The 25262-nt window shown below is 68.8% G+C and carries 5 protein-coding genes and 1 pseudogene; 4 read left to right on the top strand and 2 right to left on the bottom strand.

What is annotated here, in order from left to right:
- Positions 1-4: 4 nt before the first annotated feature.
- The 4 genes and pseudogenes from NA11_RS29875 to NA11_RS29860 form a co-directional block, all read left to right on the top strand.
- Positions 5-3352, top strand: a pseudogene (locus tag NA11_RS29875) (AMP-binding protein); the annotation flags it as partial.
- Positions 3353-3823: 471 nt separating this feature from the next.
- Complete coding sequence (locus NA11_RS29870) at positions 3824-20500, top strand: non-ribosomal peptide synthetase (protein ID WP_069165370.1); 16677 nt, start codon at positions 3824-3826, stop codon at positions 20498-20500.
- Positions 20501-20741: 241 nt separating this feature from the next.
- Positions 20742-21731: an alpha/beta hydrolase gene (locus NA11_RS29865; RefSeq protein ID WP_069165386.1), complete on the top strand. Its 990-nt coding sequence runs from the start codon at positions 20742-20744 to the stop codon at positions 21729-21731.
- 126 nt (positions 21732-21857) lie between these two features.
- Positions 21858-23093, top strand: coding sequence for an Nramp family divalent metal transporter (locus NA11_RS29860; RefSeq protein ID WP_084655194.1), 1236 nt, complete (start codon positions 21858-21860; stop codon positions 23091-23093).
- 42 nt (positions 23094-23135) lie between these two features.
- Here NA11_RS29860 and NA11_RS29855 read toward each other — a convergent pair whose 3' ends face one another.
- Positions 23136-24161, bottom strand: coding sequence for an SDR family oxidoreductase (locus tag NA11_RS29855; RefSeq protein WP_069165368.1), 1026 nt, complete (start codon positions 24159-24161; stop codon positions 23136-23138).
- Positions 24162-24321: 160 nt separating this feature from the next.
- Positions 24322-25143, bottom strand: coding sequence for an enoyl-CoA hydratase-related protein (locus tag NA11_RS29850; RefSeq protein WP_069165367.1), 822 nt, complete (start codon positions 25141-25143; stop codon positions 24322-24324).
- Between the last annotated feature and the right edge of the window lie 119 nt (positions 25144-25262).

The following is a 25262-nucleotide window of genomic DNA, read 5'->3' as shown; positions in this document are numbered from 1 at the left end:
GCGGGTGAATCGTCTTGCGCGGCATTTGATTGCGTTGGGTGTGGGCCCGGAGTCGCGGGTGGTGCTTGCGTTGCGGCGGTCGGTGGATCTGATCGTGGGTATGTATGCGGTGGTGAAGTCCGGTGGTGCGTATGTGCCGGTGGATCCGGATCAGGCTGTCGAGCGTACGAACTACATTCTCGAGACGGTGGCGCCGGTGTGTGTGCTGACCAATGCGGATGCGGTGTTCGACACCGATGTCGCGCCGGTGGTGCTGCTCGATGAGCTGGATCTGGCCGGGTTGAATCCGGCGCCGATCATCGATGTGGAGCGGGTTGCGCCGCTGCGTGCTTCGAATACGGCGTATGTGTTGTTCGCGTCGGGTCGGCCGCGGGGTGTCGTGGTTTCGCATGCTGCGGTCGTGAATCAGTTGCAGTGGCAGGTGACCGAGTTCGGTCTCGATGCTGCTGATGCGTTTGTGTTGAAGACTGCTGCGACGGCGGATGTTGCGGTGTGGGAGTGCTGGTCGGCGGCGGTGTGTGGTGGTCGTCTGGTTATCGCGGGTCCGGATGGTCATCGGGATCCGGGGTATCTCAATGAGCTGATGGCTACCGAGTGGGTTACCACGTTGCATGTGGAGCCGTCGATGCTCGATGCGTTGACCGCTGGTGCGTTCCCGAACTCGCTGTGGCGGGTACTCGTCGCCGGTGCGACTTTGCCAGGCGCACTGGCACAACGGTTCCTGCGCGACTATCCGCGCGTCGAACTGTTCACCAAGTACGGCCCCACCGAAGCCGCGGGCTCGATCACCAGCCACCGGGTCACGCAGGATGACCAGGTATCGGTGCCGGTTGGTACACCGGACGGGAACAACCAGGTACACGTGCTGGATTCGCTGTTGCAGCCGACTCCCGTCGATATCCCCGGCGAGCTCTATCTCGCTGGAGCGCAGTTGGCGCGCGGTTACCTCGGTCGTGCGGGTCTGACCGCGGCGCGGTTTGTCGCCAATCCGTTCCAGCCGGGTGCGCGGATGTATCGCACTGGCGAGGTGGCGGCCCGCAGCGCCGACGGCGAGCTGGCTCGGAAGGCGTTGCCGGAGCCGGAGTTCGGAGCTCAGCCGAGCGCCGACCACACCGAGTACTGGCGCGCTGCGCTGGCCGCGCTGCCCGACGAACTGGTGCTCCCCGCAGACCGGCGGCGTCCCGAGCCTGCCTCGTATCAGGGTGCAACGCTCGACTTCGAGATCGACGCGGAGCTGCATGCCGCCCTCGACGAGCTTGCCGCGCACCATAATTCAACTCTGTTCATGGTGGTGCACGCCGCACTCGCGGTGCTGCTCGCACGGTTGTCCGGCAGTACGGACATCGTGATCGGCACCCAGGTCGCCGGTCGCGACGAGCCAACGCCGACCGGCACGGTCGTCAACACGCTGGCGCTGCGCAACGGGATCGAATCAGGCGTCCCCTTCCACGCCTTGCTCGCCGACGTGCGTCGCATCGATCTCGCGGCGTTCGAGCACGCCGACCTGCCGTTCGAGCGACTGGTCGAACTGCTGGATCCGGTTCGCTCGACGGCGCGGCATCCGCTGTTCCAGGTGATGCTGGCCGTCCAGCACGCGGGCGCGCCCGAACTGTCACGCACGGCTGGCATCGATCCGCGGGTCGCGCCTGCCACCTACGATCTCGAACTGACCCTCGCGGAACAGGCGGACAGGCAAGGCATCTCGGCGGCCTTCACCTATGCGACGGATCTGTTCGATGCCGCGACGGTACAGAGCTTCGCCGATCGCTTCCGCCGCATCCTGATCGCGATCGCGACCGATCCCGGAGTGATCGTCGGTGATATCGATCTGCTCACCGCCGGTGAGCGCGAACACATACTGCGCGAAGTCAACTCGCTCGGCGCGTGGGTGCCGGGCAGCACACTTCCCGACCTGATCGCTGAGCAGGCGTGGCGACGTCAGGACAAGGTCGCGATCCGCTACCGCGATCGCGCGATTACCTTCGGTGAGTTGCAGCGGCGCGCCAACCAGGTCGCCCGTGCGCTGATTGCCCACGGCGCAGGCCCGGAATCGCTGGTGGCCGTGGCGATGCCGCGCACCGAGGACTTGCCGATCGCACTGCTCGGCGTGCTTGCCACCGGTGCCGCCTACCTGCCGATCGACTCGACCGATCCGGCGCAGCTGCTGGGATTCGTGCTCGCCGATTCTGCTGTGCACGCCCGCCCAGCAGGCAGCCGTCCCCGTGCGGTCTGCCTGCTGACTACCGCGGCCGAACGCGATGCCGTCCCGAGCGGTGCACTGCCCGTCGTCTTGTTCGAAGACACAACGACATTCACCGACGCGGCCATCACCGACGCCGACCGGCACGCGCCACTGCGCCCGGACAATCTGGCCTACGTCAACTACCCGTCCGACCCGACCGGTGCGCCGAAGGGGGTCTCGATCGCGCACCGCAATGTCGTCGAGCTGATCGCGAACACCCAGCCGCTCTTCCGATTCGACGAGCACGACGTCTGGACGCTGTTCCATTCGTCCGCGTTCGACCTCTCGGTGTGGGAGCTGTGGTGCGCGCTCGTGCACGGCGGCTCGGTCGTTGTGGTCGACGATCTGACGTCGCGCGCGCCGGGCCAGTTCCGCGAGTTGCTCATTCGTGAGCGGGTGACGGTGCTGAACCAAACCCCGTCCGCCTTCGGTCAATTGGTGGAGGCCGACCGGTCCGCGACCGAAGGTTCGCTCGCGTTGCGCTATGTCGTGCTCGGTGGCGCGGCACTCGACCTGCGCAAGCTCGGGCGCTGGTATGAACGGCACGGCGAGACAACCCGCTTGGTGACCATGTACGGCAGCACCGAAGCGACGGTGCACGTGTCGTTCCTGTCGCTCGGCGGGCACGACGTGCACACCGCGGCCAGTGTCATCGGCCGGGCCATCCCCGGCCTGGACGGCTACGTGCTCGACCCGCGCTTGCACCCGGCCCCGCTCGAGGTTCCCGGCGAGATTCACGTCGCAGGCGCACAGCTCGCCCGGGGCTACCTGGGCAAGCCGGGCCTGACCGCCACCCGATTCGTGGCAAACCCGTTCGGGACACCTGGTTCTCGGATGCACCGCACCGGCGACATCGGCCGCTGGCACGATGCGGGCGACGACGCAGTGCTCGAGTACCTCGGCAGCAGCGCGGAACCGCCGCGAGCGCGCGGCTTGCGCCTGGACCGAACGGCCGTACCCGAACCGGAGTTCGTCAGCGCGGCCAGCTTCCATGCCTTGGGTTCGGCCGTGCCGCAGATCAAGGAGCCGGGGGCCGCCGACGCCGATCAGGCAGTGCACGCCGCGCTGCCGATCCGCGGCGAAGGCAGCGCGCCACGGTGGACGCGATGATCACGCCGGACTTCCACAGCGTCGCGGCCGACCCCGCGCATGTGGTTCGCGCCACTTCGACCGGCTCGGCACCCCCGGCGCCTGCCGAACTGGTCGATCGACCGATCGGCGTGCCACCCCCGAATGACCTCGCCCTCAGCCGCAGCCGACGGCGCCACCTGGGCATTCTGCGCGATTTTCGAGCGCTGAGCTGCCCAGTTCCGGTGACCACACCAATCACGGTTCGGCAGGGAATAATCGTCCCCGGCGCTCGTTCCGCGCGGTCGGGTTTGCGATCTGTTTCGACAGATCGCGCACGGTCGTGTTCGGCGTGAGCAGGCGTGATCGGTAACGATGCGCGTGCGTGCGTTCGATGATCAGTGGATCGAGAGCCGGTGAGGCGTGTATGCGGCAACAACAGGCAGGATGAGGCATCTCCATGGTTCGGGCGGTTGGGCAGCGGTGTGTTGGAGCGCGTGAAACGGTGTGCGCATGACCCGCCCGACCCGCGTCCGGCCCACCCGGACCAGGCGGCCGAGAGTCACCACACTGCCGCAGCTGATGGCGATGGCCGTCGAGGCGAATCCGGGCGGCATCGGCGTCGCCTTCGCCGACGCCACCGGCACGGTGGCGCAGCTGAGCTATGCCGAGCTCGATGAGCATTCGACCAGGCTGGCGCGGCTGCTGATCAGCCGAGGCATCGGGCCGGAAGACCTGGTCGCCGTCGGCATTCCGCGCTCGATCGAATCGGTGGTCGCCATCTGGGCGGTGGCCAAGGCGGGTGCCGGATTTGTGCCGGTTGACCCGAATCTCCCCGCCGAGCGGGTGGCGCACATGATCGCCGACTCCGGTGCGATCTTCGGGCTGACCGTGTCGGCCGTGCGCGGCGACCTGCCGGACCAGGTCGACTGGCTGCCGATCGATGGCCCCGATGCCGCCGCGTTGCTCGCAGAGTTCCCCGCCGACCCGGTGACCTATATCGACCGGGTGCGGCCGCTGCGTGGCGAAAACCCGGCCTATGTCCTCTACACCTCCGGATCCACCGGACGACCCAGCGGTGTCGTCGTCACCCAGGCCGGGCTTTCGAGCTTCTGCGACGAACAGCGCGAGCGCTACCAAGTGACCAGCGACGCGCGGACCTTGCATTTCGCCTCGCCGTCGTTCGACGCCTCGGTGCTGGAGTTGCTGCTCGCGATCGGCGGCGCGGCCACCATGGTGGTGGCGGCGCCGAAAGTCCTCGGCGGCGACGAGCTTACGGCGCTGCTGCGCAGGGAGGGCGTGACGCACGCGTTCCTCACGCCCGCGGCGTTGGCATCGCTGGACCCGGCCGGGCTCGACGAACTGCGGGTGGTGGTCGCAGGCGGCGCGGCGGTCTCGCCGGAACTGGTGCGGCGGTGGGACATCGCGGACGCCGGGGGACCGGAGCGCGAGTTCTTCACCGGCTACGGGCCCACCGAGGCCACGATCATGACGAATATCAGTGCGCCGCTGACGGCGGACGCACCGGTGACCATCGGCGCGCCGATCCGAGCGGTCACCGAATACGTGCTCGACGAGCGACTGGCGCCGGTGCCCGACGGGACAGCGGGCGAGCTGTACATCACCGGCGCGCAACTCGCGCGGGGATATCACGATCGAGCCGGGCTGACCGCAGCCCGATTCGTCGCGAACCCGTTCGACACCACCGGGTCCCGGCTCTACCGCACCGGGGATTCGGTGCGACGGGACCAGGACGGTGCGCTGGAATACCTGGGTCGCATTGATTCCCGGGTGACCATCCGCGGCGTCCTGATCGAACTCGGCGAGATCGACGCGGTGCTCGCCGCGCACGAGACCGTGGACTTCGCGGCGACCGTCGCCCACACGCCGGACAGCGGTCCGACGATTCTCGTCTCCTACGTGCACTCCGCGCCGGGAAAGGCCGCCGACGCCGCCGCATTGGCCGCCGTGGCCGAGCAGCACCTGCCCGCGCACATGGTGCCGACGGTGGTCATGGTGCTCGCGGCGATCCCGCTGACGCCCGCAGGCATGCTGGACCGGGCCGCGCTGCCGACACCGCGATTGCGGACCACGCCTTTTCGACCGCCGTTCGGCCCGCTCGAGGAGTTGGTCGCCGATGTGTTCGCGGAGGTGCTCGGGCCGGGGGCTCCGGTCGGCGCCGCCGACGACTTCTTCGTGCTCGGCGGCAACCCGCAGATCGCGATGCGGGTGGCCACCCGGCTCAGCGAGGTGGTCGGCACGCCGGTGCCTGCTCGGCTGATCTTCGAAACGCCAACGGTCGCAGGGCTTGCCGAACGGTTGGAGCCGTTCACGCGCGCGAGCGATCGGCGTGCGCTCGCGCCGATGGAGCGACCGGAGCGCATTCCGCTGTCGCTGGCGCAGCAGCGGATGTGGTTCCTCAACCAGTTCGACACCGCATCGGCGGCGTACAACATCCCGTTCGCGATCCGGCTGTCCGGCGCGCTCGACGTGTCGGCGTTGCAGGCGGCGATCACCGATGTGGTCGAGCGGCACGAGGCGCTGCGCACGGTGTATCCGGCCAGCGACGGCACCGGCCATCAGGTCGTCTTGCCCACGGCGCAGGCGGTTCCCGACCTGGCGCCGAAGCCGCTCGCCGAGCACGAGCTGATCGACTGGTCGCGAGACTTCGCCACCGTTGGCTTCGATGTCGCCGCGGAGGTACCGCTGCGCATCGCACTCGCCGAGCTGGCTCCGGTGACAACCCAGTCCGCAGGCCACCGTCCGCCCAGCGATCATGTCGTGATGGTGGTGGTGCACCAGATCGCCGCCGACGACGCCTCGGTCACGCCGTTCCTGCAGGATCTGCTCGGCGCGTTCCTCTCCCGGCGCAACGGCGCCCGGCTGGCGCTGCCGCCGCTGCCGGTGCAGTACGCGGACTACGCGCTATGGCAGCGCGAGGTGCTCGGCGACGACAACGACCCGGATTCGCAGGCCGCCGCCCAGATCGATTACTGGCGTACGACTTTGACGGGCATCCCGGACCGGCTCGAGCTGCCGACGGATCGGCCGCGCCCGGCCGTCGCGTCCCGCGCCGGTGCGGAATGCGCCGTCGAGATCGCCGCAGAGGTACGGCGCGCACTCGGCGAATTGGCCGAGGAGGCAGGCGCTTCGGAGTTCATGGCGGTGCACGCCGCGTTCGCGGCGCTGCTCGCCAGGCTGTCCGGCGGCGCCGACATCACCGTCGGTACCCAGGTCGCGGGTCGCGGCGAGTCAGCGCTCGACGGATTGATCGGCCTGTTCGCCAACCTGCTGGTGCTGCGGACCGTCATCGATCCCGGCGCGTCCTTCCGCGAGCTGCTCGCGGCGACGAAAGCGGCTGATCTCGCGGCATTCTCGCATGCGGAGCTGCCGTTCGAGCGGGTGGTCGAGGTGCTCGATCCGGTGCGTTCGCTGGCGCACCATCCGCTCGCCCAGGTGGCGCTGCAGGTTCAGCACACGGGCAAGACGCGCATCGAGCTACCGGGACTCTCCGCGCATGCGATCGACTTCGACCGTGCGGTGTCGGCATTCGATCTGCAGCTGACCATGGTGCCCACCGCGGACGACGGATTCACCGCCCAATTCACCTACGCCACCGAACTCTTCGACGAGGCGACGATCGCGGAATTCGCCCGCCGCTTCGAGCGGTTGCTCGTCGCAGTCGTCACGGATCCCGAGCATCCGGTCGGTGACATCGACCTGCTCGACCCCACCGAGCGGGCACGGATTCTGCTCGGCTGGAACGAAACCCGGCATGCCATCAGTCCCGAGCTGTTGCTCGACGGGTACCAGCGGGCCGCCGCGGCGCGTCCGGATGCGGTCGCGTTGGCGTTCGAGGGCGTGGAGTTGTCGTATCGGGAGTTCGATGCGCGGGTTAATCGTCTTGCTCGGTTGTTGATTTCGCGGGGTGTTGGTGCGGAGTCGTTGGTGGGGTTGGCGGTTCGTCGTTCGGTTGATCTTGTGGTGGGGATGTATGCGATCGTGACGGCGGGTGGTGCGTTTGTGCCGCTCGATCCGGATCATCCGGCTGAGCGGATCGCGCACATCCTCGACACCGTGCAGCCGGCCTGCGTGCTGACCACGTCGCGCACCGCGATCACGCTGCCTGCCGGTATCGCGGAGCTGACCATGGACACCGTCGACACCAGCGCATTCGACGGTGCGCCGGTGCGCAAGGAGGAACTGCTCCGGGCGGTGCTGCCACTGCATCCGGCGTATGTCCTGTTCATGTCGGATTCGACCGGTCGGCCCAAGGGGGTCGCGGTCTCGCACGCCGCCATCGACAACCAGCTCGACTGGATGCTCGCGGAATACCCGCTCGGCGCCGACGACGTGTATCTGCAGAAGACCGCGGCGACCTTCGACGTGTCCCTGTTGGGCTTCTTCCTGCCGCTGCGAGCCGGGGCGAAACTGGTCATCGCCACCCCCGACGGGCATCGCGATGCCGTCTACGTCGCGGAAACCATTGCCGCGCACTCGGTGACCGTCACGGATTTCGCACCGTCGATGCTGACGGTGTTCGCCGCCTACACCGCCCCCGGCTCCTGCCCGACCCTGCGGGACGTCTTCGTGACCGGCGAGGCGCTGTCGCCGGAGACCGTCGGCGCATTCCGCGCGGTGTCGAACGCACGGATACACAACCTGTACGGACCGACCGAGGCCGCGGTATCGGTCACCTACTGGACCGCCGACGGCGCCGACACCCGCTCGGTGCCGATCGGGTTGCCGCAGTGGAACACCCAGGTGTACGTGCTCGACGCACGGCTGCGCCCGGTGCCCGCCGGGGTACCCGGTGAGCTCTATGTCGCCGGTGCGCAGCTCGCGCGCGGTTACCTCAGGCGGCCCGATCTGACCTCGGATCGATTCGTGGCCAATCCGTTCGGCTTCGGCGAGCGCATGTACCGCACCGGCGACCTGGTCGTGTGGCGGGACGCTGGCGCCGGTCGCTCGCACCGGCTGGACTACCTCGGTCGCACCGACTTCCAGGTCACGTTCCGCGGCCAGCGCATCGAGCTCGGCGAGATCGACACCGCACTGCTCGCCAACCCCTCGGTGCACCAGGCGGCGGCGGTGCTCAGCGGGTCGACCCTCGGCGACCAGCTGGTGGCCTATGTCGTCCCCGCGCCAGGCGCCATCGTCGTGCCTGCCGAGCTGCTCGCCGCGATCGCGGAAACGCTTCCGGCGGTGCTGGTTCCGACGGCGATCGTGGTGCTCGACGAGTTCCCGCTCACCCTGGGCGCCGAGCTCGACCGGACGGAGTTGCCTGAGCCGGCCTTCGCCGCGCGCGAATTCCGCACCCCGGCAACGCCGGTCGAGGAGATCATCGCCGGGGTATTCGGTGCGGTACTCGGCCACGGCCGGGTCGGCGCCGATGACGACTTCTTCGCCCTCGGCGGCAACTCGCTGCTCGCCGTGCAATTGGTGGAGCGATTGGGCGCGGCGGTCGGGGCCAAGGTTCCGGTGCGCACGGTGTTCGAGGCGCCGACGGTGCGCGGACTTGCCGCCGCGATCGAATCCAAGACGCACGGCGACCGGGCGGCGCTCGGCAGCATCGTGCGTCCCGCCCAGTTGCCGTTGTCGTTGGCGCAGCGGCGGATGTGGTTCCTCAACCGCTTCGATCAGTCCGACGACGCGGCGGGCGGTGCTGCCGAAAAGAGCGCCGGCGAGGCGCGAATGCGCGAGGCCGCGTACCACGTGCCGTTCGCGCTGCGGCTGACCGGCGCGCTCAACGTCTGGGCCCTCGGTGCCGCACTCGACGACGTGGTGAGCAGGCACGAGGTGCTGCGGACGGTGTACCCGGAGACCGCGGCGGGTCCGGTGCAGGTCGTGCTGCCCGCGAGCCGGGTGGCGCTGGACGTCACCGCCCGCTCGGTGGCCGCGGCCGACGTGCCGGAGGCGGTGTACGCGTTGGCGGCCACGCCGTTCGACGTCACCGCCGAGGTGCCGGTGCGGGTGCGGTTGTTCGAGGTCACCGACGGCCCCGAAAGCGCTACGGACGCACCGGAGTACGTGCTTGCCGTGGTCGTCCATCACATCGCGGCGGACGCATCGTCGATGGGTGCGCTGGTGCGTGACGTGCTGGTCGCCTACACCGCGCGGACCGCGGGCGCGACGCCGGGGTGGGATCCGCTGCCGGTGCAGTACGCCGATTACGCGCTGTGGCAGTACGCCGTGCTCGGCGCCGAAGCCGATCCCGAATCCATTGCCGCGCAGCAGATCGGCTTCTGGCGCAGGCAACTCGCCGACCTGCCCGATCTGCTGGAGTTGCCGGCGGATCGGCCGCGGCCCGCGCTCGCCTCGCTGGCGGGCGGGCGGGTGGCGGTAGGGATCGACGCGGCCACGCATGCCGGACTTGCTGAGCTCGCGCGTGCCAACGGCGCGACGCTGTTCATGGTCGTGCACACCGCGCTGGCTGTGCTGCTGGCCAGGCTGTCCGGCACCGGCGACATCGCTGTCGGCACGCCGGTGGCAGGCCGCGCCGAGCGTGCGCTCGACGACTTGATCGGCATGTTCGGCAACACCGTTGTCGTCAGGGCCACCTTCGACGGCGGCGAACCGTTCACCGAAGTGCTTGCGCGGCAACGCGAGACCGTCCTGCACGCCTTCGCACATGCCGACCTTCCGTTCGCGCGGTTGGTCGAGGTGCTCGACCCGCCACGCTCGACGGCGCGGCACCCGCTGTTCCAGGTCGGCCTGTCCTTCGAGAACAGCGCGCACTCGACCCTCGAACTGCCAGGACTCGCTGTGGCGGGTATCGACGCGGATCTCGATGTCGCGCCGTTCGATCTGCAGGTGCGCGTTGCGGACAGCTACGACGAGTCCGGCGCGCCTGCCGGCATCGATGCGCACTTCACCTACGCCACCGATCTTTTCGATGCGGCGACGGTGCGCGGGTTCGCCGACCGGCTGGCGCGGATCCTCGTCGCGGTCGTGGCGGACGCCACGACGGCGGTCGGTGACATCGACCTGCTCGCGGCCGACGAACAACGCTCGGTCCTTGCGACGTGGAACGACACGGCACACCATGTCGACGAGGCCGCGACCCTGCCCTCGTTCCTACAGCGCTCGGTGATGGCGGCCGCCCCGGAAGCCATCGCCGTGGTGGCCGACCTGCCCGACGGCGCGCGCCGCGAGCTCACCTACGTCGAACTCGACGCGCAGGTGAATCGCCTGACCAGGTACCTGATCTCGCGCGGCGTCGGGCCGGAATCGCGGGTCGCGCTTGCGTTCCGGCGTTCGATCGATCTGGTCGTCGCGATGTACGCGGTCGCCAAATCCGGTGGCGCGTATGTGCCGGTCGACCCGGATCAGGCCGCCGAGCGCACCGACTACATTCTCGCGACCGCGGCACCGGTCTGCGTGCTGACCGACACGGACGCGGGCTTTCACACCGAGGTCGCGCCGGTGGTGCTGCTCGATGAGCTGGTGCTCGGCTCGTTCCCGAGCGGTCCGCTCGCGGACCGGGAGCGGGTGGCGCCGCTGCGGCCGGAACACACCGCGTACGTGATCTTCACGTCCGGATCGACCGGTCGGCCCAAGGGCGTCGCGGTCTCGCATGCCGCCATCGCCAACCAATTGCAGTGGAAGATCGCCGCATTCGGCCTGTCCGGGCACGACACAGTGCTGCTGAAGACGGCGGCGACCTTCGACCTCTCGGTGTGGGAGTTCTGGTCGGCGGTGGTCTGCGCGGGCAAGCTGGTAATCGCGCTGCCGGACGGGCACCGGGACCCGGCCTACCTGAACGACCTGATCAGCCGGGAAAATGTGACGACGCTGCACGCCGTGCCGTCCATGCTGGACGCGCTGCTCGTGCACACCGGCACCGAAACCGAGCCTGCGCCGTCGCCGCTGCGGCGCGTGCTCGCCATCGGCGAGGCGCTGCCTGCCGCGCTGGCACAGCGTTTCCTGGCGGCACACCCAGATGTGGCGCTGCACAACCTGTACGGCCCGGCCGAGGCAGCGGTCTCGATCACCGACCACCGGGTCACCGATGCCGACCAGACCACGGTTGCCATCGGTGCACCTGCGTGGAACAGCCAGGCGTACGTGCTCGACGGCAGGCTGCGGCCGGTACCCGTCGGTGTCACGGGTGAGCTGTATCTGGCGGGCAGTCAGCTGGCGCGCGGCTACGTCGATCGCCCCGACTTGACCGCGGATCGGTTCGTGGCCAACCCCTTCCAGTCCGGTGCGCGGATGTACCGCACCGGCGACCTGGCCGCATGGAACCGTGTCGGCGAACTGGAGTACCAGGGCCGCACCGACTTCCAGGTGCAGATCCGTGGCTTCCGCATCGAGCTCGGCGAGATCGAGGCCGCGCTGCTCGCGTTGCCCGAGGTGGCCGAGGCCGTGGTGGTCGCCAAGTCGGATCCCAAGACCGGTGATCGTCTCGTGGCCTATCTGGTTGCCGCCCACTCGGATCGGCCTGCCTCGGCGGCCCCCGCCATCTCCTTTGCGGTCCAGGCGGCCTCGTTCGCCGCGCAGGCCGCCGAGGCCGCGCAGTCGGAGGCGGGGCTCGATGTCGCACAGGTGAAGTCCGCGCTGACGACCGGCTTGCCGTCGTACCTGGTGCCGTCGGCATTCGTCGTGCTCGACGCGCTGCCCCGCACGGTGCACGGCAAAGTGGATCGAAAGGTGTTGCCGGAGCCGGAGTTCGAAGCGTTGGTCTTCCGCGCGCCCGCGACGCCGATCGAGGAGATCGTCGCGTCCGTCTACGCCGATGTGCTCGGCGTCGAACACGTCGGCGCCGACGACGACTTCTTCGCGCTGGGCGGCAACTCGCTGCTGGCCACCCAGGTCGCGGCGCGCATCGGTGCCGCACTGGACGCGCGAGTGCCGGTGCGTGCGCTGTTCGAGGCGTCAACGGTGGCCGGGCTCGCGGTCAAGGTCGAACGCACCGAGGGCGAGAGCACCCGCGTTCCGCTGGTTGCCCAGCCGCGCCCCGACCGCATTCCGCTCTCGTTCGCTCAGCAGCGGATGTGGTTCCTCAACCAATTCGACCCCACCGCAGCGGTATACAACATCCCGGTGACCATTCGCCTCTCCGGCGATCTGGATGTCGGCGCACTGCAGCAGGCCGTCGCCGACCTCGTCGCGCGGCACGAAATCCTGCGCACCCGCTACCCGGAGACACCGGACGGACCGGAGCAGCGGATCCTCGCGCCGCACGAGGTGCCGGTCGAGCTGGCGCCCGCGCAGATCGGCGAGGAGCGCGTCGCGCACGAGGTGCAGCGCGTCGTGGCCGCCGGGTTCGACGTCACCAAGGAAGTGCCGTTCCGCGCCAGGCTGTTCCAGCTCGCGGGCAGCGAGTACGTGCTGGTGGTCGTCGCGCACCACATCAGCGCCGACGGGTGGTCGATGGGCCCACTGACCCGTGACCTGATGCTGGCCTACGCCGCACGCAGCGGCGGCGAGGCGCCTGCCATGGCGCCGCTGCCCATCCAATACGCCGATTACGCGCTCTGGCAGCGGGACCGGCTCGGCGCCGACGACGACCCGGAATCCGCCGCCGGTACCCAACTGGCCTATTGGGCAACCGAACTCGCCGATCTGCCGGACGAGCTGAAACTGCCTGCCGACCGGCCGCGGCCCGTCGCGCAGAGCTTCGCGGGCGGCAAGACGAACTTCACGGTCGACGCCGACGTACACGCCGCGCTGGCCGCCTTGGCCAAGCAGCACAACGCGACCCTGTTCATGGTCGTGCACACCGCGCTCGCGGTGTTCCTCGCGCGGATGTCGGGCACCGAGGACGTCGCCATCGGCACCCAGATCGCGGGGCGCGGCGAGGCCGAACTCGACGACCTGATCGGCATGTTCGTCAACACACTGGTGTTGCGGACCCGGGTCGCGCCGCATCTCGGCTTCACCGAGCTGCTCGCCGCCAACCGGGAGACCGACCTGCGGGCCTTCGCCAACTCCGACACTCCGTTCGAGCGGCTGGTCGAGATACTCGACCCGGCGCGCTCGGTGGGCAGGCACCCGCTGTTCCAGGTGGCGCTGTCCTTCGAGAACCTGGCGAACACCAGCTTCGAGTTGCCCGGCCTCGGTTTTGCCGCGCTCGACCCGGCCGCCGACACGGCCAAGTTCGACCTGCTGCTCACCGTGCGCGAGCAGCGCACCGAAGCGGGCGCCGAAGCTGGACTCGCCGCCGAGTTCACTTTTGCCCGTGAACTTTTCGATGAACAGACGGTGGTCGACTTCGGCCGCCGTTTCCGCGGCATCCTGGCCGTCGTCGCGGAGAATCCCGGCGTCGCGGTCGGTGACCTGGAGATCCTGGACGACTCCGAGCGCGTCGACCTGCTCTCCCGCACGGGCGGTGAAGCGGTGCCGCCGCGCACCCTCACGGAGCTGATGGCCTCGGCCGTCACCAGAAACCCCACCGGCATCGCCCTCTTCGGCGGCGGCAGGCCCTTCAGCTACGTCGAACTCGACGCCGCCTCCTCACAATTGGCGCGCACGCTGATCGGTTACGGTGCCGGACCGGACGTGCTGGTTGCCGTTGCCATCCGGCGCTCGGTCGAATCCGTGCTCGCGCTGTGGGCGGTGGCCAAGACCGGTGCGGCGATCGTCTCGATCGACCCGACCTATCCGGCCGACCGGATCGCGCACATGGTCACCGATTCGGATGCGGGACTCGGTATCACGTTGACCGCCGAGGTCGGCGGCCTGCCGCCGATGGCGGGCGGGCGGAAGTGGCTGGTGCTCGACGATCGCGCCTTCACCTACGACGTCGCGGCCCGGCCGGACCGCCCGATCAGCATCGGCGAACGATTCGGGCCCATCCGCAGCACCAACGCCGCGTACGTGAGCTACACCTCGGGTTCGACGGGTATGCCCCAGGGCGTCGTGGTCACCCATGCAGGCCTCGCCAACTTCAGCGCCGAACAGGTGGAGCGCTATCAGCTCGACCAGTCCACCCGCGCACTGGCTTTCGCGTCGCCGTCGTTCGACGCGTCGATGCTCGAGCTGCTGCTCGCGCTCGGCTCGGCGGGTGCGCTCGTTGTCGTGCCGTCCGGCGTCGACGGCGGCGCCGAACTGTCCGAGCTGATCCAAGCCAACAAGGTCACGCACGCCTTCCTCACCCCGTCCGTGCTCGCCTCGCTCGATCAGGACGCGCTGTCCGGGCTGCGCGCGATCGTGGCAGGCGGCGAGGTGGTCTCGGCCGACCTGGTCGCCACCTGGGCGGGTGCGAAAGACCGGGACTTCCACAACGGGTACGGCCCCACCGAAACCACCATCATGACCACCATCAGCGACCCGTTGCGCCCGGGTGAGCCGGTCACCATCGGTGGCCCGGTTCGAGGCATGCGGTCGCTTGTGCTCGACAGCAGGCTGCGCCCGGTGCCGGAAGGCGTTGCGGGCGAGCTGTATCTGGGCGGCATCCAGCTGGCCCGCGGCTACCACGCCAGGCCTGGCCGCACCGCAGCCCGGTTCGTCGCCGACCCGTATGGACTGCCGGGGGAGCGGCTGTACCGCACCGGCGATGTGGTCAGATGGGTGCCTGCCGCACGCGGCGACGCGCTGCGGGGTAGCGCTCGGGAGACGGGCGGGCCCGAGCACACGATGGAGTACTTGGGCCGCAACGACTTCCAAGTGAAGGTGCGCGGCCACCGGGTTGAGCTCGGCGAGATCGACGCCACGCTCGTCGCCAGACCCGGTGTGCAGTTCGCCGTCACCGTCGGCCGCGAGTCGGGTTCCGGCGCAACAACGCTGGTCTCCTACGTGCTGCCGGAATCAGGGGCGACCCTCGATGTGGCGGCCCTGACCGAACAGCTCGGCGCCGCGCTGCCGGACTACATGGTGCCGACGGCCATCGTGGTGCTCGACGAGATCCCGCTGACACCGGTCGGCAAACTGGACCGGCGCGCACTGCCCGACGCCGTACTGGAGCCCACCGCGTTCCGGGCGCCGCAGACCGAGGCGGAACTGGCCATCGCCGCGGTGATCGCCGAGGTACTCGATCTCGACCGGGTCGGGCTCGACGACGACTTCTTCGCGCTCGGCGGTGACAGCAGCGTCGCCATCCAGGTGGTGTCGCGCTGCCGCACCCGGGGCGTGATCTTCACGCCCCGTGACATTTTCGAGTCGGGCACGGTCGGCGCGCTGGCCAGGGTCGCGGTGATCGAGAACGGGCCAGGAGACGAGTCGGGCGACCTGCCGCTCACACCGCACGCGGCGCGGCTGCTGGAATCCGGCGTCGAAGTCAGGGCCATCGCGCTCGACGTTCCGGACAGCTGCCCGGTCGAGGCGGTACACGACGCCGTCGGCAAGGTGCTCGAGCAGCACCCGATGCTGTGGGTGTTGCTCGACCGGACCGGCACCTCTCCGGTGTTGCGGATCCCCCCGGTCGACGAGCGCACCGGCGAGGCGTTCCGTCAGCTCGACGCCACGCACGGCGAAACCTCGTTGCCCATCGATGATGTGGTGCGGGCCGCGGCCGCGGCGCTGGATCCCGAGCAGGGACGCAATATCCACTTCGTGCTGACCGGCGGGCCGGAAGGCCGCTCCACCTTGATCGTCGTCGCCAATGGCCTTGTCGTCGACGACATTTCCTGGCGAACCATCGTGGATCAGCTGACCGCGGCATGGAGCCGCGGCAGGCACGCCGCCCCCGCGGCGCAGGAACACGGCCTCGGCGTGCTCATCCGCGCGCTGTCGGCACGGGCCAACGACCTGCGGACCGTCGGCGAGCTGGGCTGGTGGGAGCGGACACTCGGTGCGGTTGCGGAAGGTGCCGAGCCCGACCACCGGGATCTGCGGGCCCGCAGCCGGGTCTCGCTGGCCATCACCGCCGAAGGCGCCGCAGCGGTGGCCGCCGTTGCCGCCGCCTACCACACCGCCGTCGAGGACGTCTTGCTCACCGCCGTCGCGCTGGCGCTCCACACGTCGGCGGACGAATCCATCACGCGCGCACTCGGTTCGGTGATCCGACTGTCGGCCGACGAGCGTTTCGCGACCGACGCCGACGAGAGCATGGTCGGCGGTTTCACCACCGAGTACCCGCTGCCGTTGCGGCTCACCAGGATCGATGCCGCCGACGCGCTGGTCGGTGGTCCGGCCGCGGGTGCGGCGCTCGCGCAGGTCAAGGAGCAGCGCAGGGCAGTGCCGTCCGGCGGCGTCGGTTACGGCTTGCTCCGCTACCTGAACGCCGACACCGCCACCGGCCTGAGCGCGCTTGCCCGCGCCCGCTTCTCGTTGCGCTACCGCGACGTGCGCCCGGCCAGGGTGCACACCGACACCACGGCCGACGACCTGCTGCTCGACCTCACCGTCGAGGCCAGCGACGACGGCCTGCTCGCCCGCTTCGACTACGCGGCGGCGGCCTGCACCGGCGATCAGGTGAAAACCTTTGCCGAGCACTGGATCCGGGCCCTCGGCGGACTTGCCGAACACGGCCTGCGCCAAGACGCAGGCGCATTCACGCCGTCGGACTTCGCCCTGGTCCCGCTGAAGCAGGCCGATATCGACCGGCTCGGCGCCGTCTACCCGAAGCTGGCCGATGTGTGGCCGGTGACCCCGCTGCAGTCGGGCCTGCTCTTCCACGCCTTGCTCGCCGAGTCCTCGGTCGACGTCTACCTCACCCAGTTCGTCCTTGAGCTCGATGGCTCGGTGGACGCGGCCAGAATGCACGCGGCCGCGCAGGCCGTGCTCGATCGGCACGACAACCTGCGCGTCGCCTTCGCCGAGGACACCGACGGCAATCCCGTACAGGTCGTGCAGGATTCGGTCGAGGTGCCGTGGCGGTTGATCGATCTGGCCCAGCTCGAACCCGAGGCCGCGCACGCGGAGCTGGCCATCCTCAAGGCGGCCGACCTCGCCGAGCACTTCGACATGCGCACCGCGCCGCTGCTGCGCTTCGCGTTGATCCGCTCCGCCGCGGGCGAAACCGGCGTCTATCACCTGCTGGTGACCAGTCATCACATCCTGGTCGACGGCTGGTCGATGTCGCTGCTGATGAAAGACCTGCTGACGCTGTACGCGCTCGGCGGCGCCGCAAGAAAGCTGCCGAAGGTGCCGTCCTATCGCGGCTACCTGGCCTGGCTGCAGGCCAAGGAGCCGGACTCGGCGCGCGCGGCGTGGCGCACCGCGCTGGCGGGCATCACCGAGCCGACGCCGCTGGCCCCGGTCGACCCGGGCCGCGAAATCGCGAGGGGCATCGGCGAAGTCGTTTTCGAGCTGGCGCCTGCCGACACCACCGCGCTCACCAGGCTCGCCTCGGGTCTCGGCGTCACGGTGAACACCGTGGTGCAGGCGGCATGGGGGCTGTTGATCGGCCGCAGCGTCGACCGCGACGACGTCGTCTTCGGCGCCACCGTCTCCGGCAGGCCACCGGAGCTGGACGGCGTCGAGAGCATGGTCGGCCTGTTCCTCAACGCGATCCCGGTGCGGGTGCGCCTCGGCGCCACCGACACCCTCGGCGGGCTGCTGCGGCAGCTGCAAGGCGAGCAGGCCGGGCTGCTCGACCACCACTATCTCGGCCTGAGCGATATCCAGGAAACCATCGGCGTGGCAGGGCTTTTCGACTCGCTGGTGGTATTCGAGTCCTTCCCGGTCGATCGGGAAGGACTGGACAAGGCCTGCGATATCGACGACATGCGCGTCACCGGCGTGCACGCGGCCGTCGGCACCCACTACCCGCTGACCGTGACGGTCGCGCTGGACAGCCAGCTCCGGGTGTCGGTGAAGTACCTGCGCGATCTGTTCGATGAGACGACGGCACAGGCACTCGCGCAACGACTTTCGGCGCTCATTCGCCGATTCGTGACCAACCCGCAGGCGCGCATCGCCGATATCGATGTGCTGCTCGACAGCGATCGCGCCGAACTGGCCGCCCGCAACGCCACCGACGTGCCGGATCTGCTGGACGAGGCAACGCTGCTTTCCCTGTTCGACGCTCAGGTGGCGCGCACGCCGGAGGCGGTCGCGGTGCGGTCGGCCGACGGCACGCTCAGCTACGCCGAGCTCGAGCTGCGCTCAAGGGCGCTGGCCGTCGAGCTCATGCGCTGGGGCATCGACTCGGAATCGCTGGTGGCCGTGGCGATGCGGCGCAGCGTCGATCTGGTGGTGACCGTCTATGCGGTGCTGCGGACCGGCGCCGGCTGCCTGCCGATCGATCCGGATCACCCGGCCGAGCACAGCGAATACCTGTTGGCCACTGCGGTTCCCGCGTGTGTGCTGACCACCACCGCTGACGCGTTCGCCACCGAGACCGGCATCCAGGTCGTCGCAACCGACACGCTGTACCTGCCGTTGTCGGCGGTTCCGTTGCTGAACAACAGCATGCATCCCGACAGCGTCGCTTACGTCAGCTACCCCGTCGACGCCACCGGTCGCCCGAACGGCGTGCTGATCACGCACCGTCAGCTGGTCAACCAGTTCCGCTGGGCGCAGTGGATCTACCCGCACGACAGCAGCGACGTGGTGTTGCACAAGACCCCGAGCACCTTCGACAGCGCCGCGTGGGAGCTGTTCTGGCCCTTGCAGACCGGTGCCTCGATCGTCGTCGCCGCACCGGACGGCCATCGCGACCCTGACTATCTGGCGCGGACTATCGGCGAATTCGGGGTCAGCACGGTGCACTTGGCGCCATCGATGCTGGATGCCTTCCTCGAGTCGTCGACCACGACCGAGCATCCGACGCTGCGGCGGGTGTTCGCCGCGGGCGAGGCACTGTCCGGCGACACCGCGGCGCGCTTCGCCGCCGCGATTCCCGGTGCGCGGCTGATCAATTGGTACGGGCTCGCCGAGGCGGCGGTGGTCACCGACTACCCCGTCGACCTTCCCACCGCCACGGTGCCGATCGGCACGCCGGTCGCCAACACCAGGGTGCACGTGCTCGACCGGCAGCTGCGCCAGGTCCCGCTCGGCGCCGCGGGTGAGCTGTACGTCGCGGGCATCCAGCTGGCGCGCGGCTATCTCGGAGCACCCGAGCGCACCGCGGAGCGCTTCATCGCGCACGCGGGCGGCGAGCGGCTCTACCGCACGGGCGACATCGTCCGCTGGCACGACGGCGTGCTGGAGTACGTGGGCCGCGGTGACTTCCGGGTGCCGCCGCACGGCGCCGGGCCGGTGCCCCGCGCGTACCGTGCGCCGGGCACTCCGCTGGAGCGCACCATCACCGAGGTCTTCGCCGACGTGCTCGCCGTCGACCAGGTCGGCGTCGACGACGACTTCTTCGAGCTGGGTGGCAACTCGTTGTCCGCGACCCGGGTGGTCAAGCGGTTGCGCACGCTCACCGATAGCGCGGTGCGGGTGCAGTGGTTCTTCACGGGCGCCACCCCGGCGGCACTGTCGGCCCGCATCATGGCTGCGCTCGCCGACGACCCCGACTACGACATCGACTCCAATGCCGCGCTCGGCGTGCTGCTGCCGATCCGGACCAGGGTGCCGCACGACATGCCCGCCGCCGAGCCGCTGTTCTGCATCCATCCGATGTACGGATTGTCCTGGTGCTATGCGGGTCTGGCCCGCTACGTGCCTGTCAGCACGCCCGTCTTCGGCCTGCAGTCGCCCGCGCTCTCGGAAGACGGCTACCTGCCGACCTCACTGGCCGAGCTGGCAGGCCGGTACGTCGCGGAGATCAAGGCGGTGCAGCCGGTCGGCCCGTACCGGCTGCTCGGCTGGTCGCTCGGCGGCGTGCTCGCGCACGCCGTCGCGACCCAGTTGCAGGCCGCCGGTGAGGAGATCGCGCTGCTCGCCATGCTGGACAGCCACCACGACATCGACGTCACCGACTTGCGGGCTGCGGTCCGCGAGGCACTCGCCGAACTCGGCATCGGCGCCGATGCGCTGATTCCCGGCGACGGCGACATCCACGACCTCGGCGACGACGCGCTCGCCGCGCTGCACGCGACCATTCCGCCAGGCATGGCGGTGCTCACGCCGGAGCGGGTGCGCCGCATCTACCGCAGCGCGGTGCGTTCGGCCGAGTTGATCGCCGAACACCGGCCCGAGGTGTTCCGTGGCCGGCTCGATTACTTCAGTGCTACCGGACATGACGGCGCGGCACATAGTTGGCAAACGTTCGTCGAAGGCCGTGTCGAAGACCGTCCTATTGGTGTTACGCATGATCAGATGACTACACCGGAAGCACTGGCCGAGATCGGGCCGATCCTGGCGGATCTGCTGGATCCTCGGCAACGGCAGCTGAATCGGACGGTGGGTCTGGCGTGAACCGAGCGAGGGCGCTCGGGCATGATGGGGCAGCGCTGTGGTAAGAGTGTCCCCTTTTGTCGCGACCACAGAGCCCGTAGGGTCTGGCGTGGTGTGGTCCAGGATCCACCGTCGGCCCCGTGGTGATGGCAATGGAATCTCGAGACGAAGCGAAGGTGCGGAATTGATACGTCGACAGACCCGGCGCGGCGGCCTGCGTGCCGCGGCGGCGATCGCGGCAACGGCGGTCCTCGCGGGAATGATGACCGGACTCGGCGTGGCACCTGCATCAGCTGACCCGATCTTCGATTCCAAGGCTCTGCTCGCCAACCCGACCGCACCGAACGGGTCGCGTATCACCAAGGCCGAATACAAGGACGACCGCAACATCCGGTTGTACGTGTACTCGGCGGCGATGGACCAGAAGGTCATCATCGATGTGCAGCGCCCGGCCGATGCCACGGTGCCCCGGCCCGCCCTGTACCTGCTCAACGGCGCGGGCGGCGGCCAGGACGACGCGTCCTGGCAGGCCAAGACCGACACGCTGAAGTTCTTGTTGGACAAGAACGTCAACGTGATCCAGCCGATCGGCGGCAAGTGGAGCTACTACACCGACTGGATCAAGGACGATCCGGCGCTCGGCCGCAACAAGTGGAAGACCTTCTTCACCGAGGAGCTGCCGCCGCTGGTCGACGGCGCACTCGGCACCAACGGCGTGAACGCGATCGCGGGCCTGTCCACCTCGGGCACCACCGTGCTCGCGCTGCCGATCGCCAAGCCTGGCCTGTACAAGGCGGCCGCGGCCTACAGCGGGTGCGCACAGACCAGTGATCCGGTCGGCTCGGAGTTCGTCCGGCTCACCGTCGAGACCTGGGGCGGCGGCAAGACCGAGAACATGTGGGGCCCGCCGGGTTCGCCGGAGTGGGCGGCCAACGATCCGTACGTGCACGCCGAGGGTCTGCGCGGCGTCGGCCTCTACATCTCGACCGGCAACGGTCTGCCCGGTCAGTTCGACACGCTGAATGGTCCGTACGCCCTGCCCGGCGCCTACGGTCTGGCCAACCAGATCATCATCGGCGGCATCATCGAGGCGGGCACGAACTTCTGCACCAACAACTTGAAGAACAAGCTCGATTCGCTCGGCATCCCGGCGACCTTCAACTTCCGGCCGAGCGGCACCCACTCGTGGGGCTACTGGCGGGAGGAGTTCCTGCAGTCCTGGCCGGTGCTCGCCCGCGGAATGGGCATCTAAATAACCCACGGAGTACCAACCGACCGCCTGGTTTTACCCTCGGGTATGACCAGGCGGTTGCTTTTTACGGGTAGGACTAACAGGAAAGTTCGGGAACCCGTAAAATTCTGTTCTGTGAGTACCACCTTGGCGGAGTCCGCTAAAACTGCCACCACGCGGGCCCGCGCCGCGACCATGCTGCTCGGGCCCGCGTTCGTCGCGGCCATCGCCTACGTCGATCCTGGCAACGTCGCCTCGAACATCAGCGCGGGCGCGCAGTTCGGCTATCTGCTCGTGTGGGTCATCGTGATGGCCAACGTGATGGCCGGGCTCGTCCAATTCCTCTCGGCCAAACTGGGTTTGGTGACCGGGATGTCGCTCCCCGAGGCCGTGCGGGAGAAGTCGAATCGCCGAACCAGACTCGCGTACTGGGGGCAGGCGGAGACCGTCGCGATGGCCACCGATCTCGCCGAGGTGGTCGGCGGCGCGATCGCGCTCAACCTGCTGTTCCAGCTCCCACTGCTGGTCGGCGGCGTGATCACCGGCGTGGTGTCGATGGGTCTGCTGCTCGTGCAGGACCGGCGCGGACAGCAACCGTTCGAGCGGGTGATCACCGGCCTGCTCGCGATCATCGCGATCGGCTTCCTCGCCAGCGTGTTCATCTCGCCGCCCTCGGTCGGCGGCACCATCGGCGGCCTGGTTCCGCGCTTCCAGGGCACCGAGAGCGTGCTGCTCGCCGCGGCCATGATCGGCGCGACGGTCATGCCGCACGCGGTGTACCTGCACTCCGGCCTGGCCAGGGACCGGCACGGGCATCCAGAGGTCGGGCCGATGCGGCGCAGGCTGCTGAAGATCACCAAGGTCGACGTCGTGCTGGCCATGTTGCTGGCAGGCACGGTGAACCTGGCGATGCTGCTGATGGCCGCGAACACATTGCGGGACCAGGAAATCGAGACGCTGCAGGACGCGCACGCCGCGGTCGGCACCGCGCTCGGCCCGGTGGCGGCGCTGCTGCTCGCCATCGGTCTGCTCGCCTCCGGCCTCGCGTCGACCTCGGTGGGCGCCTACGCGGGCGCGATGATCATGCAGGGCCTGTTGCGTCGCCGCATTCCACTGATGCTGCGCCGCCTGGTCACCCTGATCCCGGCACTCGTCATTCTCGCCATCGGCATCGATCCCACTCGCGCACTGATCATTTCGCAGGTGGTGCTGTCCTTCGGCATTCCGTTCGCGTTGATACCGCTGGTCCGGTTCACCAGTGATCGCGCTCTGATGGGCGACGACGTGAACCATCGCGTCACCACCGCACTCGCCTGGTTGATCGCCGTCATCATCTCGGCGCTCAACGTCGCCCTGATCTACCTGACGGTCACCGGCGCCTGAACGACGAACGGCGGGGCCTTCATTCGTGCGGGACGTCGGATTTCAGACCCAGTTCTCGATCCAGTACTTCCAGATCAGCGGGGCATAACCCGCCAGCGGCGGCACCTTGATATCGGTGGCCGCGAGCGCAGCGGTGGTGTTGCGGCAGTCGAACCAGCAGGTGAACTCGCTGTGCTCCAAGACATCTCGGGGCACGCCGACGCGGGGGAGGACCCAGCTCGCACCGGGCACCTGCAACACCATGTCGAGCGTGCGTTTCGGCATCACCTCGACCAGGTGCGGTGCGCCGGCCTCGTCGGCGAACAGGTTCAACGCCTCGGCGACACTCTGGCGGCGCGGATCGACCAGGTGGTAGGTCGTCCCGTTCGGGCCGGGCAGGTGTGCGAGGTGATTCAGCGCGCGGGCCACGAAATCGACAGGCACCATGTTGGTTTCACCGAGCTTGGGGACAAGCACCGGCAGGATCCTCGGCAGCTGCGCACCCATGCGAAGCAGCCGGAAGAAGTAGTACGGCCCGTCGATCCGATCGATCTCGCCGGTCCGCGAATGGCCGATCACGATCGAAGGCCGATAGATGCGCCAGGGCAGCCCGGCCTTGCGCACGATCCGCTCTGCCTCGAACTTGGCCCGCTGGATCGGTGTGGTCAGCGTCTGGCCCTCGTCGAACATGTCCTCGGTGAACAGGCCCTCCGTCGCGCCCGCCACCTCCACCGTCGAGACATGATGCAGCAGACCGGCATTCACCTGCTCCGCGACCTCGACCAGATGCCTGGTTCCGTCGCCACGTTCGGCGCTGTCGTAACTGGACGCCAGATGGAAGACGTGGTCGATCGAGCCGCGATGCTCGGCAAGCCAACTCGGATCGATACCGAGCCCGGGCGCGCCGAGGTCACCGCGCACCGGGCGCACCCGATCCCCGCCTGCCCACTCCCGGGCACAGCAGGTGAACCGGTCGGCGGACTCGGCGCCCGGCCGCACCAGCACATGGATATCACCCTCGCGTTTCAGCAGCTCGGGGATGAGAAACCGACCGATAAACCCAGTTGCCCCGCTAACCAGGTAACCCATAGCAAGAGAGCATAGCGGGCGTAGGCGAGACAACTGATTTCGCGAGAACCTGGGTAACTCGTCGGGCACCGGCTGACCCTTCCGGCTACCTGCAGCCGGTCGCCGACGCCAACTCTCCACGCGCCCAGGTCTGGCCAGAAATCTCGGAGAGGCGGAACAGCTAATCCGCGAAGATCGGCTTGCGCTTGGTGAGCATGGCGGTGGCGCCTTCGAAGAAGTCGGGGGATTTCAATAGTTCGCTCTGGCCGGTCTTTTCGGCGGCCAGGGCGGCGGCCAGGGCGGGCAGGGTGGCTTGGTTGAGGGCCTGTTTGGTGAGTTCGAGGGCGCGGCGCGGGCCTGCGGCGAGTTTGGCGGCGGCAGCTTCCACTTTTGCGTCGAGTTCGTCGTCGGGGAGGACCGCGGTGAACAGGCCCGCTTGCTTGGCGGCGGGGGCGGGGAGGCGTTCACCGAGCAAGGCCATTTCGGCGGCAAGCGGGCGCCCCGCTGCGGCGGCGACCATGGCGGCCGCGCCGCCGTCTGGCATCAGGCCGATATTGATGAAGGGAAGCAAGAGGTAGGAGTCTTCGCTGGCGTAGACGAGGTCGGCGGCAAGGGCGATGCCGACGCCGACGCCCGCTGCGGCACCCTTGATCCGGACGATCACCGGGACCGGGGCATCGACGATGGACTTCACCATGCGGTTCGCCACATCCATCACCATCTCCGAGGTGATGCCGCGTTGTGCCTCGCCCGCGCTGGCGGACAGGTCGGCGCCGGTGCAGAAGTCGCCGCCTGCGCCGGTCAGCACGATCACGCGGATCGATCGATCCGCGGACGCCGCGACGACTGTGTCGCCGAGCCCCTTCATCGTGTCGTAGTCGACGGCGTTCTTGCGCTTCGGATTGGTGATCGTCACCCGGAGCACCTTGCCGTCGTGTACCGCGGAGAAGCCGGCCGCAGGCGCGGCGGACGCGGCCGGAGCCGCAGAATCGGGGTTGCTCATGTCTACTCCTACGCTGGGACTCGGCGGCTGCTTTATCCGGAATCGCGGTTAACTTTGCGAATTGTGGTTAACTTAGGTTCCATTGTCGGGCGCTGTCAACCAGCGCCGCCGGAGAACGG

The organism is Nocardia altamirensis NBRC 108246 (assembly GCF_001612685.1).
Lineage (GTDB): Bacteria > Actinomycetota > Actinomycetes > Mycobacteriales > Mycobacteriaceae > Nocardia > Nocardia altamirensis.
Note: the sequence above shows the minus strand (reverse complement) of the source record. Positions and strands in the feature narration are given on the sequence as shown.

Coding starts and splice junctions, on each gene's coding strand:
- NA11_RS29855 (WP_069165368.1), bottom strand. CDS start 24,161: ATGGGTTACCTGGTTAGCGGGGCAACTGGGTTTATCGGTCGGTTTCTC.
- NA11_RS29865 (WP_069165386.1), top strand. CDS start 20,742: ATGACCGGACTCGGCGTGGCACCTGCATCAGCTGACCCGATCTTCGAT.
- NA11_RS29870 (WP_069165370.1), top strand. CDS start 3,824: ATGACCCGCCCGACCCGCGTCCGGCCCACCCGGACCAGGCGGCCGAGA.
- NA11_RS29850 (WP_069165367.1), bottom strand. CDS start 25,143: ATGAGCAACCCCGATTCTGCGGCTCCGGCCGCGTCCGCCGCGCCTGCG.